The sequence below is a fragment of the Erwinia psychrophila genome, from assembly GCF_039023475.1.
GTDB lineage: Bacteria > Pseudomonadota > Gammaproteobacteria > Enterobacterales > Enterobacteriaceae > Erwinia.
Map to the genome: position 1 here is coordinate 116935 of NZ_JBCHVB010000008.1, position 14255 is coordinate 131189.

14 protein-coding genes and 1 other RNA gene are annotated in these 14255 nt (G+C 55.7%); 5 read left to right on the forward strand and 10 right to left on the reverse strand.

Translation table 11 applies throughout. The features are described from left to right. Nucleotides 1-42 precede the first annotated feature (42 nt). Complete coding sequence (locus tag AAH446_RS17415) at nucleotides 43-621, reverse strand: YecA/YgfB family protein (RefSeq protein ID WP_342907937.1); 579 nt, start codon at nucleotides 619-621, stop codon at nucleotides 43-45. A 171-nt stretch (nucleotides 622-792) separates the two neighbouring features. Here AAH446_RS17415 and zapA point away from each other — a divergent pair, with 171 nt between their 5' ends. From zapA to AAH446_RS17430, 3 genes are all read left to right on the forward strand, one after another. Then, complete coding sequence (gene zapA / locus AAH446_RS17420; protein ID WP_024965770.1) at nucleotides 793-1122, forward strand: cell division protein ZapA; 330 nt, start codon at nucleotides 793-795, stop codon at nucleotides 1120-1122. Between the two features lie 41 nt (nucleotides 1123-1163). Next, nucleotides 1164-1347, forward strand: a non-coding RNA gene (ssrS, locus tag AAH446_RS17425) — 6S RNA. 140 nt (nucleotides 1348-1487) lie between these two features. Then, nucleotides 1488-2090 (forward strand): 5-formyltetrahydrofolate cyclo-ligase, encoded by a 603-nt coding sequence (locus AAH446_RS17430; protein WP_342907938.1) that lies wholly within the window; start codon nucleotides 1488-1490, stop codon nucleotides 2088-2090. Nucleotides 2091-2133: 43 nt separating this feature from the next. Here AAH446_RS17430 and serA read toward each other — a convergent pair whose 3' ends face one another. After that, on the reverse strand, nucleotides 2134-3369 hold the full coding sequence (gene serA, locus AAH446_RS17435; RefSeq protein ID WP_342907939.1) for a phosphoglycerate dehydrogenase: 1236 nt from the start codon (nucleotides 3367-3369) through the stop codon (nucleotides 2134-2136). A 29-nt stretch (nucleotides 3370-3398) separates the two neighbouring features. Between serA and AAH446_RS17440 the strand changes: the two genes are divergently transcribed. Continuing rightward, nucleotides 3399-3620, forward strand: a complete 222-nt coding sequence (locus tag AAH446_RS17440) for a hypothetical protein (RefSeq protein WP_342907940.1) — start codon at nucleotides 3399-3401, stop codon at nucleotides 3618-3620. Between the two features lie 141 nt (nucleotides 3621-3761). Here AAH446_RS17440 and rpiA read toward each other — a convergent pair whose 3' ends face one another. Then, nucleotides 3762-4421: a ribose-5-phosphate isomerase RpiA gene (gene rpiA / locus AAH446_RS17445; protein WP_342907941.1), complete on the reverse strand. Its 660-nt coding sequence runs from the start codon at nucleotides 4419-4421 to the stop codon at nucleotides 3762-3764. A gap of 203 nt (nucleotides 4422-4624) precedes the next feature. Between rpiA and AAH446_RS17450 the strand changes: the two genes are divergently transcribed. Further along, nucleotides 4625-5521, forward strand: coding sequence for a LysR family transcriptional regulator ArgP (locus tag AAH446_RS17450; RefSeq protein WP_342907942.1), 897 nt, complete (start codon nucleotides 4625-4627; stop codon nucleotides 5519-5521). 66 nt (nucleotides 5522-5587) lie between these two features. On the opposite strand, the gene AAH446_RS17455 is transcribed toward AAH446_RS17450, so the two are convergent. The 7 genes from AAH446_RS17455 to tkt all read right to left on the reverse strand — a co-directional run bounded on the left by AAH446_RS17455 (nucleotide 5588) and on the right by tkt (nucleotide 14088). After that, nucleotides 5588-6355: an oxidative stress defense protein gene (locus AAH446_RS17455; protein ID WP_463322830.1), complete on the reverse strand. Its 768-nt coding sequence runs from the start codon at nucleotides 6353-6355 to the stop codon at nucleotides 5588-5590. A gap of 204 nt (nucleotides 6356-6559) precedes the next feature. Beyond that, nucleotides 6560-7180 carry an arginine exporter ArgO gene (gene argO, locus AAH446_RS17460; RefSeq protein ID WP_342907944.1) on the reverse strand — a complete coding sequence of 207 codons (621 nt, stop codon included), beginning with the start codon at nucleotides 7178-7180 and terminating at the stop codon, nucleotides 6560-6562. A gap of 144 nt (nucleotides 7181-7324) precedes the next feature. Then, nucleotides 7325-8218 carry a small-conductance mechanosensitive channel MscS gene (gene mscS / locus AAH446_RS17465; RefSeq protein WP_342907945.1) on the reverse strand — a complete coding sequence of 298 codons (894 nt, stop codon included), beginning with the start codon at nucleotides 8216-8218 and terminating at the stop codon, nucleotides 7325-7327. 185 nt (nucleotides 8219-8403) lie between these two features. Continuing rightward, a complete protein-coding gene (gene fbaA / locus AAH446_RS17470; protein ID WP_342907946.1) occupies nucleotides 8404-9483 on the reverse strand; it encodes a class II fructose-bisphosphate aldolase in 1080 nt (359 codons plus the stop codon). A 94-nt stretch (nucleotides 9484-9577) separates the two neighbouring features. Next, on the reverse strand, nucleotides 9578-10738 hold the full coding sequence (pgk, locus tag AAH446_RS17475; RefSeq protein WP_342907947.1) for a phosphoglycerate kinase: 1161 nt from the start codon (nucleotides 10736-10738) through the stop codon (nucleotides 9578-9580). Nucleotides 10739-10760: 22 nt separating this feature from the next. Beyond that, nucleotides 10761-11807, reverse strand: coding sequence for an erythrose-4-phosphate dehydrogenase (gene epd, locus AAH446_RS17480; RefSeq protein WP_342907948.1), 1047 nt, complete (start codon nucleotides 11805-11807; stop codon nucleotides 10761-10763). Between the two features lie 289 nt (nucleotides 11808-12096). Continuing rightward, nucleotides 12097-14088, reverse strand: coding sequence for a transketolase (gene tkt, locus AAH446_RS17485; RefSeq protein WP_342907949.1), 1992 nt, complete (start codon nucleotides 14086-14088; stop codon nucleotides 12097-12099). Nucleotides 14089-14255: the final 167 nt, after the last annotated feature.

Consider the following 14255-nt stretch of genomic DNA (forward strand, 5'->3'; position numbering starts at 1 on the left):
AGCTTCTCCTGAATGCAGTCCTTGTTAGTAGCCTGACGCCGCTTAGTGCAGCGTCGGTTTTTTTACTTCCACGACGGTCGGTTGTTGATGCGTAAACGTATCGTGGCAGAGCAGCGCCGCGACGCGAACATACTCAATAACCTCCTCCAGCGATTGCTCAAGCTCCTCCTGATCTTCATCCTCATCGTAGCCGAGCTGGGCGATGGTCCGGAGATCGTCAATCGCTTCGCCGGTTTCGCCCTTCACTTTATCCAGTTTAGGCTGGGAAACGCCCAGGCCCAGCAGGAAATGATTCACCCAGCCGGCCAGCGCATCGGCGCGGTCAAAGACGCTGATGTCATCATCGTCCGGCAGGTAAAGCTGGAAAAGAAAGCCCTCTTCCTCCAGCGCATCGCCGATGCCCTGATGAAGCTGCTGTAGCGGCTGGGAGAGCGACTGCGAAAACGCCATGCCTTCATTCGTCAGTTCATGAACCAGCGTCTGCCAGCTGCTGTCCGTGTTGCCGCCGCAGATCATTCCGCTGATCAGGCCGTGCATTTCAGCGGGCGTCATGCCGACTCCCTGCTGCGTCAGTGCTGAAGCCAGCTGGTCATAGCCCGGCATTGTGTTTGATAGTGACATACGTTTTGGTCGTCGTTGGCTGAGTAAGTTCGTGATATGCTACCACCAGGTGCCTCAACGATTCCAGAAAGGGGTTGTTTCTTCTAAAAGGGGTAGTTATAGTTGCGCCCCTCCCAGCCCGGTGTGCGGTTAAGGGTGATTGGCGGCGCAGTAATCAGTCAGGATGGTGGCATGTCTGCACAACCCGTAGATCTACAAATTTTTGGTCGTTCTTTAAGAGTAAATTGTCCGCCTGAACAGCAAGATGCGCTGAACAGTGCTGCCGAAGACCTTAATCAGCGGTTGCAGGATTTAAAAGTCCGCACTAGAGTCACAAATACCGAGCAGCTGGTTTTTATCGCTGCCCTGAACGTTTGTCACGAGCTGGCGCAGGAAAAAGTTAAAACGCGCGATTATGCCAGCAACATGGAACAGCGCATCCGTATGCTGCAACAGACCATTGAACAGGCATTGCTTGAGCAGGGTCGCATAACGGAACGTTCAGGACCGAAGTTCGAATAACACCTCAACGTCATCTGTGCTACAGTGACGGTGAAGTAAAAAATTCTCTGAGATGTTTGCAAGCGGGCCAGTCCCCTGAGCCGATATTTCATACCAACAGAGTGTGGCGCTCTGTAACCTGTGAGCATGCTCGGTCCGTCCGAGAAGCCTGATGGTTGCGACGGCACATTCACCTTGAACCAAGGGTTCAAGGGTTACAGCCTGCGGCGGCATCTCGGAGATTCCCTTCTTTACCTTTCTTTTCCGTTCAGTGACCTCACCCCCAGCGGGTCGAAATTCCCTCTTCCGTATGGCAAACTCATCGTCTTTCGCGTGATAAAGCGGCACCAATTGGATTTCTGCGCCAGATAACGGGAGTCATCGTCATGGATCTGAACCTTCTTGACCGGCAGGATATCCGGACCCACGTCCGCCATCTCCGTCGCGCCCTGACGCCAGAGCAGCAGCGGGAGTCCGCCGACCAGGCCGCCGCACGGGCGCTGAATTTCGCGCCGGTGCAGCAGGCAGAAAAAATCGCGCTGTTTCTCTCCTTCGACGGCGAGCTGGACACCCGCCCGCTGATTGCCAGCCTCTGGCAGCGCGGGCAGCAGGTTTATCTGCCGGTGCTCCATCCTTTCTCTCCGGGGCAACTCCTCTTTATTCGCTACGAGGCCGACACGCCGCTGACGCCAAACCGGCTGCGCATCCCGGAGCCGCCGCTGGATATCCGCAGGCTGGCAACCTTAAGCGAGCTGGACGTGCTGATGGTGCCGCTGGTGGCTTTTGACCGGTATGGGCAGAGACTGGGAATGGGAGGCGGATTCTATGACCGCACGCTGCAAAACTGGCAGCAGCATGGCTTTCTGCCGGTAGGGCTGGCGCATGACTGTCAGCAGATTGCGCAGCTGCCGGTCGCGGAGTGGGATGTCCCCCTGCCGGCGTTGATAACGCCCTCAAAAATCTGGCAGTGGCCGACGCTGAATAGCTGAATCAGTGCCACCGGGGTGGCGCTGATTCAGTCGTCTGGGGTCATTAATAAAGCAAGCGGGCGCGGATGGTGCCGGGGATCGCTTTCATCAGCTGTAGCGCGGTATTTGCCACATCCTGAGGCGCCTCAATATCGATCACCACGTAGCCCATATGCGGCGTGGTTTGCAGGTACTGAGCGGCAATATTGATGCCCTGACCGGCAAAGATGTTGTTGATGGCGGTCAGCACACCCGGCCTGTTTTCATGGATGTGCAGCAGGCGGCTCTGATCGCCATGCATCGGCAGCGACACTTCCGGGAAGTTAACGGCGGAAAGCGTGGAACCGTTATCGGAATATTTCGCCAGCTTGCCCGCCACCTCAATCCCGATATTCTCCTGCGCTTCCTGCGTGGAGCCGCCGATGTGCGGCGTCAGGATCACATTATCAAACTCGCACAGCGGTGAATTGAAAGGATCGCTGTTGGTCGCCGGCTCTTCAGGGAAGACGTCGATCGCCGCCCCGGCCAGATGTTTATCGGCCAGCACCTTGCAGAGCGCGGGAATATCCACCACCGTGCCGCGCGAGGCGTTAATCAGCAGCGCGCCCGGCTTCATCTGCGCCAGCTCTTCCGCGCCCATCATATTCTGTGTGGAAGGCGTTTCCGGGACGTGGAGACTGACCACATCGCTCATATTCAGCAGGTCAGAGAGCGCCCGCACCTGGGTGGCGTTGCCCAGCGGGAGCTTGTTTTCAATATCATAAAAATAGACGTGCATCCCCAGGCTTTCCGCCAGCACGCCCAGCTGCATACCGATGTGGCCGTAGCCGATGATGCCCAGCTTCTTGCCGCGAGCCTCATAGGAGCCGACAGCCAGCTTGTTCCAGATGCCCCGGTGCGCTTTGGCGTTGGCCGCAGGTACGCCACGCAGCATAAGCAGCAGTTCACCGATAACCAGTTCAGCCACGGATCGGGTATTGGAGAAAGGCGCGTTAAAGACCGGAATACCGCGTTTCCCTGCCGCGTTCAGATCGACCTGATTGGTACCGATGCAGAAGCAACCCACCGCAACCAGCTTTTCTGCGGCGGCAAAAATCTCTTCGGTCAGTTGGGTACGTGAGCGGATGCCGATAAAGTGGGCATCGCGGATGGATGCTTTCAGCGCTTCGCTGTCCAGCGCGCCTTTGTGAAATTCGATATTGGTATAGCCCGACGCGCGCAGATTCTCTACCGCGCTCTGGTGTACGCCTTCCACCAGCAGGAACTTAATCTTGTCTTTCTCCAGTGATACCTTTGCCATTTCCCGACCCTATTTAGCTGACTTCAGAAGTGGCTAATCTTGCCTTTTACGGAGATGGTCGCCTGACCTGCGACAATCCTGAGCCAGGGGCGTTATTACTGCCCCGTGGCGGCTCAGACCGGCACATTGCTGCGGCGTCCGTTCCCGGCGATAAGTTAGCCTTCTGTCAAAATATCAAAATTTACGGCGTCGGCAATACAAACGATTGCCCGCCGGTCAGCACGGCGGAAGCGAAGCGGGCGCTAACCTGACACATAATCACGGCTGCAACCCTATCTCCAGCAGAATCCCCCTGAAGGCTACAGTTATGTGACATAAGTCACCAAATTTCAGGAGGTGAAGAAAAGATGTTTTTTATCATAAATTAACTGACGCCAGCAGCGCGGGTCAGATCATTTATTAATCGTCCTGACGCCGGAAGCGCTGCCTATCAGCGCCACGTCCGCCCCGCGGTTGGCAAACAGGCCGACGGTAACCACGCCTGCCAGCGCGTTGATCGCTTTCTCCAGCGCCACGGCATCCAGAATGCGCAGGTTATGCACATCAAGGATAATGTTGCCGTTATCTGTCACCACGTTCTGACGATACTCCGGCAGGCCGCCCAGCTTCACCAGTTCGCGGGCAACGTAGCTGCGCGCCATCGGGATCACCTCCACCGGCAGCGGGAAACGGCCAAGCACGTCCACCTGCTTCGACTCATCGGCGATGCAGATAAATGTCTCTGCGACGGCCGCAATCACCTTCTCCCGCGTCAGCGCCGCGCCGCCGCCTTTGATCATCTGCATAAAGCCGTTTATCTCATCGGCGCCATCCACGTAGATTGACAGTGAGTCGACTTCATTCAGATCAAAAACCTGAATACCCAGGCCTTTCAGCTTCTGGGTAGAGGCTTCCGAGCTGGAGACCGCGCCATCAATCTGATGCCTGATCGAGCCCAGCGCATCGATAAAATGGGCGGCGGTCGAGCCGGTGCCTACGCCAACGATAGTGCCGGGCTTAACGTAATCCAGCGCGGCCCAGCCCACGGCCTTTTTCAGTTCTTCCTGCGTCATATGCGTTTACAATCCCTGCTGCCATTGTGTGCGCCTAGTATAAAACAACCCCGGCGAAAAAATCCGCCCTGCCCGCGCATTTCCTGTCACTTTGCAAAGCGGCCCACAAAGCGGCTGCCGGATAAAGTCGCCGTTGCACAGGGCAAAGTGTCAAAAATATGGCATAGTGCTCTATCCACACCTGAATGAGAGCGAAAGGAATAATGAAACGCCCGGATTATCGAACGCTTCAGGCGCTGGATGCGGTGATTCGCGAACGCGGCTTTGAACGGGCCGCGCAGAAACTTTGCATCACGCAGTCCGCCGTTTCCCAGCGCATCAAGCAGCTGGAGAATATGTTCGGGCAGCCGCTGCTGGTGCGAACCGTGCCGCCCCGCCCGACCGAACAGGGACAGAAGCTGCTGGCGCTGCTGCATCAGGTTGAACTGCTTGAAGAGGAGTGGCTGGGCGATGAGAACAGCGGCACCACCCCGCTGCTGCTCTCGCTGGCGGTCAACGCCGACAGTCTGGCGACCTGGCTGCTTCCGGCGCTAAAAACGGTGCTGACCGACTCGCCGGTACGTCTTAATTTGCAGGTTGAGGATGAAAGCCGCACTCAGGAGAGGCTGCGGCGCGGCGAAGTGGTTGGCGCGGTGAGTATTCAGCCTCAGCCGCTGCCAAGCTGCCTCGTCGATCGGCTGGGCGCGCTGGATTACCTGTTTGTCGGCTCGAAAGATTTTGCGGCCCGTTATTTCCCGAACGGCGTGACGCGTTCGGCCCTGCTGAAAGCGCCCGCGGTCGCCTTTGATCATCTTGATGATATGCATCAGGCCTTTCTACAGCAGAACTTTGACCTCTCGCCGGGAAGCGTGCCCTGTCATATCGTCAACTCTTCGGAGGCTTTTGTGCAGCTGGCCCGGCAGGGGACAACCTGCTGCATGATCCCCCATTTACAGATTGAACGTGAGCTGGCGGAGGGGGAACTGATCGATCTGACGCCCGGCCTGTTCCAGCGCAGGATGCTTTACTGGCACCGCTTTGCGCCGGAAAGCCGCCTGATGCGTAAAGTCACCGATGCCTTGCTTGCTCATGGACACCGCGTGCTGCGCCAGAGCGAATAGAAAAAGGCCGCCCCGCTAAGGGACGGCCTGGTATTTATCGCCATGGGCAGCGCTTGCCCACTTCCTTTACTGACCGCGCTGAAGCTCAAATACCACGTCAACCTGGTCGTCGAAATGAATGCTCTGCTGCTCATAGGTCTGGGCTGCCGAGGTCATCGGTGCCGCGTCGGCGGCTTTGTACATCCGCGCCATCGGCATTGGCTGATAGTTAGCCACGTGATAGCGGATGCTGTATACCGGACCGAGCGTCGCATTAAAGCCTTTCGCCAGCTGTCCTGCCTGGCGGGTAGCGTCCTCTATCGCCGCCTGACGCGCCTTGTCACGGTACTGCTCTGGATGGGCCACGCCAAGCTCAACGGAGCGGATCTCATTGAGTCCTGACTTCAGCGCACCGTCCAGCAGCTCGTTCAGCTTATCCAGCTGACGCAGCGTGACCTGAACCTGACGTACGGCGCGATATCCTTTCAGCACGGATTTACCATCTTTCAGGTAATCATATTCCGGCTGAGTCCGCAGATTGGCTGCGTCGATATCCTTTTTCTCAATATTGTTTTTTTGCAGAAAGTCGAAGTACTGCGCAACGCGTGCGTCAGTCTGCTTTTTCGCCTCGGAAGCATCTTTTGAGGAAACGCTTACTTCAATGGAGAGTGTGGCAATATCCGGCGTGGCATCTACGCTCGACTGACCTGAAGTAACGACGTGCGGTCCGTTAGGTACTTCACCGGCCACGGCGGTGACCGAAAGCGCGGTGGTCGACATCAATCCGGCTAAAACCAGGGCTTTTAATCTCACAGTATTCCTCCTTGAGGGGAAATGATTCGTCGCATTCTGCATAACGCAGCAGTTTATAATGCACTAAAGATGATGTTCAGATTTTTTATTCAGAAAAAAGTTCGCCGTCGGACGCGTTTTAACGCCGGAACGGACTACTTTTACCGCAAAAAAAGAGCACATGCTACGGTTACAGCGACAGTCAGCGTGCTAAAAAGGCTGAGGAGTACAGGCGGTCTTCCTGCGTTTCAACCCGCCGGGCAGGCGTTAAAACCAGGCCATGCCCTGGATAGCAAGCTTCAGGGCGATAACCCACATCACCATGCCAACCAGCGCGTTGATGATGCGCTGCGCCCTTGTCGTACTAAGGCGGGGCGCCAGCCAGGAGGCCATCAGCGCGAGGCTGAAAAACCACAGCAGGGAAGCGATCGCGGAACCGAGCGCAAACCAGGTCCGCGCGGCAGCAGGCAGCTGGCCGCCAAGACTGCCCAGCACCACGAACGTATCAAGATAGACATGGGGATTCAGCCAGGTGACGGCCATCATGGTGGCGATGATACGCCAGCGGCTCTGCTTCTGGATATCCGCGCGCACAAGATCGATATTGCCGCTCAGGGCCGTACGGATAGCGCCCCAGCCATACCATAGCAGGAACGCCACTCCGCCCCAGGTCACCAGGTTCAGCAGCAGGGCCGACTGGGTCAGCAGTGCGCTGCCACCAAAGACGCCAGCGCAGATCAGCACAATATCGCTCAGCGTACAGAGCCCGGCGGTCATTAAATGATATTGACGGCGAATGCCCTGATTCATCACAAACGCGTTTTGTGGCCCCAGCGGCAGGATCAGCGCAGCGCCCAGCGCCATCCCCTGGAAGAAAACAGACAGCATGAAGTCAGCCTCAGGTGAGTAATTTAACGGGAGTTTATCGGGGCGATGGCATTAGCGGAAATGGAATAATCTAATACGTTATTAGCTGCTCTTATCAAGAATGCCAAAAAAAGAGCGAACCGCAGTTCGCTCTCCTTCAAATGATTATTCGGATTTAGTCAGGCTGGTTTCTGCCGGTGCCTGTAACGCTTCAGGCTGATTCACCTGATGCAGGTGAACATCCATCTGCGGATAAGGAATACCGATTTTGTTGGCATCCAGCGCGCGCTTGAACGCTTTCATCAAATCCCAGTAAACGTTGATCAGCTCGCCGGCGTTGCTCCAGCAGCGCACTACGAAATTGAGCGAAGATGGCCCCATCTCGTTCAGGCCAATCTGCACGCCCATATCCTGCAAGACGCGCGGTTCAGCATCAACAACCTCACGCAGCAGCGTGAGGACCTGATCCACATCCGCATCGTAGGAGACGCCAATAATAAACTCGTTACGGCGCACCGGCTCACGGGAGAAGTTAACAATATTCCCAGCAATGACTTTACCGTTTGGCACCACGACGGTTTTACCGTCAGCCGTCTTCAGCGTGGTTGAGAAGAGTTGAACGTGCTGTACGGTCCCCATTACGCCGATATCAATAAATTCTCCGGTGCGGAAAGGACGGAAGGTCACCAGCAGTACCCCGGCGGCCAGGTTTGCCAGCGAATCTTTCAGCGCCAGACCGATAGCCAGACCTGCGGCACCCAGTATGGCAATTACAGAGGCGGTTTGTACGCCCACTCTGCCCAGCGCGGCAATCAGCGTGAAGGCGATAAGCCCATAACGCACCAGCGTGGAAAGAAAGCCGGCTACCGTTGCGTCCAGGCGACGCGAAATAAGCACTTTATTCAGCATGCCAGAGATAATGCGGGAAAGGATCATCCCCACCACGAGAATGACAATTGCGGCAATGATATTGACTGAGTAACTCAGCAGCAGCGCCTGATGCTGCACCAGCCAGCTGCCGGCGCTGTTGATGCCGTCAATCACGTTCAAATCTTCCATTTGGTTTTCCTGTTGTTGTTCCCAGCGGGATATCATCTTGCGGCCAGCCAGAACTGACGCCCAGCATGAAAGAGTAACTAAAAAAGGCAGCGCCTGCCAAATTTGCTGAGGAAGTCCTGTTTTTTCCGGGGTAAAGGCCATAAAAAAAGCCCCTTTCGGGGCTTTTTAACGCATGCTGTTTAAAATTACAGCACGTCGACCGCGTTCAGTTCTTTGAACGCCTGCTCAAGACGAACGATCATTGAGGTCTGGGCTGAACGCAGCCAGACGCGCGGATCGTAATATTTCTTGTTCGGCTTATCAGCCCCTTCCGGGTTACCCAGCTGGGCCTGCAGATAGCCTTCGTTCTTTTTGTAGTACTGCAGAATACCGTCCCAGGTTGCCCACTGGGTATCGGTATCGATGTTCATTTTGATCACGCCGTAGCCGATTGATTCTTCAATCTCAGCCGCTGATGAACCGGAACCGCCGTGGAAAACGAAATCCAGAGAGTTATGTGGCAGGTTGTGTTTCTTGCTCACATAGTCCTGAGAATCACGCAGGATGGTTGGGGTCAGCTTAACGTTGCCTGGCTTGTACACGCCGTGCACGTTACCGAAGGAGGCTGCGATGGTGAAGCGAGGGCTGATTTCGTTCAGTTTGGTGTAAGCGTAATCAACGTCTTCCGGCTGCGTGTAGAGAGCAGAAGCGTCCATGTGGCTGTTATCCACGCCATCTTCTTCACCGCCGGTGCAGCCCAGCTCGATTTCCAGCGTCATGTCGATCTTAGCCATACGCGCCAGATACTTGCTGCAAATCTCGATGTTTTCTTCCAGTGACTCTTCAGACAGGTCGATCATGTGTGAAGAGAACAGCGGCTTACCGGTTTTCTCAAAGTGAGCTTCACCCGCATCCAGCAGGCCATCAATCCAGGGCAGCAGTTTTTTAGCACAGTGGTCGGTGTGCAGAATAACCGGAACACCGTAATGCTCGGCCATCTGATGGACGTGATGCGCGCCAGAGATCGCGCCCAGAATCGCCGCAGCCTGTGGCTTGTCGGACTTCAGGCCTTTGCCTGCGATGAACGCAGCGCCGCCGTTGGAGAACTGAATGATGACCGGCGCTTTGACTTTAGCCGCGGTTTCCAGCACGGCATTGATGGAGTCAGACCCCACGCAGTTTACCGCTGGCAGTGCGAATTTGTTCTCTTTCGCTACCTGGAAAATTTTCTGTACGTCGTCACCGGTGACAACGCCTGGTTTTACGAAATCAAAAATTTTAGACATGCTTTTTGTCCTGTTTCGTCGGCCGGATTAAGAAATTCGGTGCCTGTAGATCAGGCTGGAAATTCCGGCGGGAGATGCGCCCCCGCCGCAGAGATTACTGTTTTGCGCGCGCTTCAAGCATCGCAACGGCTGGCAGTTTTTTACCTTCCACAAACTCCAGGAAGGCGCCGCCGCCGGTAGAGATATAAGAAATCTGATCTTCGATACCGAACAGATCGATGGCTGCCAGCGTATCACCACCGCCGGCGATAGAGAATGCGTCGCTGTCGGCAATCGCTTTCGCGATGATTTCAGTGCCTTTACGGAAGTTCGGGAATTCAAACACGCCAACCGGGCCGTTCCACAGGATAGTCTTGGCTTCTTTCAAGATCTTAGCCATCGCTTCTGCGGTTTCATCGCCAAAGTCCATGATCTCTTCATCATCGTTGACTTCGCTGACTTTCTTCACGGTGGAAGGGGCAGTTTCAGAGAATTCTGTACCTACGCGGGAGTCGGTAGGCACCGGGATTTTGAACTCGTCACGCAGTTTTTTCGCCGCATCCACAAAGTCAGGCTCATACAGTGATTTGCCGACGTTGTTATCGATAGCCACGAAGGTGTTGGCAATACCGCCACCCACAATCACCGTATCCGCGATTTTCACCAGCGAGTTCAGCACGTCGAATTTGGTAGAAACTTTGGAACCGCCAACCACGGCCACCATCGGACGGGCCGGGTGCAGCAGGGCTTTGCCCAGCGCGTCCAGTTCTTCAGCCAGCAGCGGACCCGCGCAGGCAACCGGCGCGAACTTACCAACGCCATGGGTGGAAGCCTGGGCGCGGTGAGCCGTACCGAAAGCGTCCATCACATAGATGTCGCAGAGCGCGGCATATTTTTTAGAGAGCGCTTCGTCGTCTTTCTTTTCGCCTTTGTTAAAGCGGACGTTTTCCAGCACCACCAGCTCACCTTCTGCAACGTCCACGCCGTCCAGATAGTCTTTTGCCAGGCGAACCGGAGAAGAGAGTTTTTCTTTCAGGTAGTTAACCACCGGCAGAAGAGAGAACTCTTCGTTATATTCACCTTCGGTTGGACGACCAAGGTGGGAGGTTACCATCACTTTAGCGCCCTGCTTCAGCGCCGCTTCGATGGTCGGCAATGAAGCACGAATACGTGCATCAGACGTCACTTTCCCTTCTTTTACCGGCACGTTCAGATCGGAACGAATAAGTACACGCTTACCAGCAAGATCCAGATCGGTCATCTTAATTACAGACATGGTGAATCCTCTCGTTGATTCTCTAAATTTTAAAGGCGCAATCCGCGCCCTGGCTGAAACCGCTTGCGGCCATCGCTAACGTGGTATCGAGCATCCGGTTAGCAAAGCCCCATTCGTTGTCACACCAGACCAGCGTTTTGATCAGGTGCTGACCGCTGACCCGCGTCTGCGTGCCGTCCACAATGGCACTGTGCGGATCGTGGTTAAAATCTATGGAGACTAACGGTAATTCCGTATAGTCAACTATACCACTAAATGCCCCTTCCGACGCGTTTTGCAACAGCGTGTTAACTTCACGGGCGCTGACCGCATCGCGTACGCTGACGCTCAAATCAATTGCGGTCACGTTAATTGTGGGCACACGGACGGCAATCGCTTCAAAGCGGTCATGAAATTTCGGAAAAATACGGGTAATGCCGGCGGCGAGCCGGGTATCCACCGGAATGATCGACTGACTGGCTGCGCGGGTGCGCCGCAGGTCAGGATGATAGGCATCAATAACCTGCTGATCGTGCATCGCGGAGTGGATCGTAGTGACCGTTCCTGACTCAATACCAAACGCATCATCCAGCAATTTTATCACCGGAATAATACAGTTGGTGGTGCAGGAAGCGTTAGATACGAGGCGATCTTCAGGACGCAGCGCTTTCTCATTGACGCCATAGACGACTGTCGCATCCAGATCGTGACCGCCGGGATGCGAGAAAAGCACCTTCTTCGCGCCCGCCGCCAGGTGCGCCTCACCATCGGCCCGGCTGCCGTAAACGCCGGTACAGTCCAGCACCACATCCACGTCCAGCGCCTGCCACGGCAGATCGCTGATATCGGCACGATGCAGAAGACGAAGGGTATCTTCGCCCACCCACAGCAGATCGCGCTCCTGCCGGACTTCCCAGGCGAAGCGGCCATGGCTGGTGTCATATTTCAGCAGATGCGCCATGCCCGCTGCGTCCGCCAGCTCGTTGATGGCGACCACCGTGATCTCAGCGCGGCGTCCGGTTTCATACAGCGCCCGCAGCACGTTGCGTCCTATGCGACCAAAACCATTTATGGCAATGCGAACCGTCATATCACTCCTGCATCAGAATTGAGTGTTAAACCGAGCCTTTAGCCTGAGCCAGCCGGGCAGGTTTGTACAGGCAATTCTTGACCTGCTGAAACAGCATTCAGACAGCGTGTCATCCGCTTACAGCGCAGACTGAAACGCTTCAGCCAGAATAATAGATGGGAGGAATAATAGGAATGACGGGGATCAATTGCCGCAGCAATCTTTGGATCTGTATCACAGAATCGGAAAAAATATCGCCCCTCAGGCCGTGAAGCTACGGCTGAGGGGCGATGCGGATCGCAGGAGAGGATTACAGCAGCGATTTCGCTTTAGCGACAACGTTCTCGACGGTGAAACCGAACATTTTGAACAGCTGGTCGGCCGGGGCAGATTCACCAAAGGTGGTCATGCCCACAACGGCGCCGTTCAGACCGGTATATTTGTACCAGTAGTCGGCGATGCCGGCTTCAATGGCCACGCGTGCGCTGACCGCCTTCGGCAGTACTGCTTCACGATAGGCTTCATCCTGCTTATCGAACGCATCGGTAGAGGGCATGGATACCACCCGAACCTTACGCCCTTCCGCAGAGAGCTGCTCGTAAGCGCCTACCGCCAGTTCAACTTCAGAACCGGTGGCGATCAGGATCACTTCCGGCTGACCGTCACAATCTTTCAGGATATAAGCACCACGAGCTACGTTTGCCAGCTGCTCAGCGTTACGATCCTGCTGCGCCAGGTTCTGACGTGAGAAGATCAGCGCAGTCGGACCGTCGTGACGCTCAACGGCATATTTCCACGCCACCGCCGACTCAACCTGGTCACAGGGACGCCACAGGCTCATGTTTGGCGTTACGCGCAGGCTCGCCATCTGCTCAACCGGCTGGTGAGTAGGGCCATCTTCACCCAGACCAATTGAGTCGTGGGTATAAACCATCACCTGACGGATTTTCATCAGCGCTGCCATACGGGCAGCGTTGCGCGCGTATTCCACGAACATCAGGAACGTCGCAGTATAAGGCAGGAAGCCGCCGTGCAGCGTAATGCCGTTTGCGATAGCGGTCATACCAAACTCGCGCACGCCATAATGGATGTAGTTACCGGCCGCGTCTTCATTGATTGGCTTTGAGCCAGACCACATGGTCAGGTTGCTCGGCGCCAGGTCGGCTGAGCCGCCCAGATATTCCGGCAGCAGCTTACCAAAAGCGTCCAGCGCGTTCTGAGAAGCTTTACGACTGGCGATTTTGGCGGGGTTAGCCTGCAGCTGCTCGATATATTTCTGAGACTCGCTCTGCCAGTTGGCCGGCAGCTCACCCTTAGTACGACGGGTAAACTCTTCCGCCAGCGCCGGGAACGCCTGCGCATAGGCGGCAAATTTCTCATTCCAGGCAGACTCTTTAGCCTGACCCATCTCTTTCGCATCCCACTGCGCGTAGATGCTGGAAGGGATCACGAAAGGTTCGTGTTCCCAGCCCAGCTGCTTGCGGGTCAGCGCGATCTCATCGCCGCCCAGCGGTGCGCCGTGCGAATCATGCGTACCCGCTTTGTTTGGCGAACCGAAGCCGATCACCGTTTTGCACATCAGCAGGGAAGGCTTATCGGTCACGGCTTTCGCTTCTTCTACCGCTTTCTTAATCGCTTCCGCATCGTGACCATCAATGCCACGGATGACATGCCAGTTATAAGATTCAAAGCGTTTTGCCGTATCGTCGGTAAACCAGCCTTCGATATGACCATCAATGGAGATGCCGTTGTCATCATAGAAAGCCACCAGCTTGCCCAGCTTCAGCGTTCCCGCCAGTGAGCAAACTTCATGGGAAATGCCTTCCATCATGCAGCCGTCGCCCATAAACACATAGGTGCTGTGGTCAACGATCTCGTGCCCCGGCCGGTTGAACTGCGCCGCCAGCGTACGCTCGGCGATCGCCATACCGACGGCGTTAGCAACACCCTGCCCCAGCGGGCCGGTTGTGGTTTCAACGCCGGCGGTATAGCCATATTCAGGGTGACCTGGCGTTTTTGAGTGCAGCTGACGGAAGTTAGCCAGCTCTTCAATCGGCAGATCGTAGCCGCTGAGGTGCAGCAGGCTGTAGATCAGCATTGAACCGTGACCGTTGGACAGCACGAAGCGATCGCGGTCAGCCCAGCCTGGGTTGGCCGGGTTATGGTTCAGAAAATCACGCCACAGCACTTCGGCGATATCCGCCATGCCCATCGGGGCGCCGGGGTGGCCGGAATTGGCTTTCTGTACCGCATCCATACTCAATGCGCGAATGGCGTTCGCTAGCTCTTTACGAGAAGACATGTTTTACTCCAGGTCGGATTAAACGCTTCGCCGCTCATAACTTGTTTAATCAAGGAGTTAGCAGGCAAAGTGATAAAAGTCGACCCTCAATGTACATGAAAGTCACTGCCTGTGTACATGGCATAATATGCAAAAAACCCGGTCCAAACTTGCGCTTTGCGGCTTTA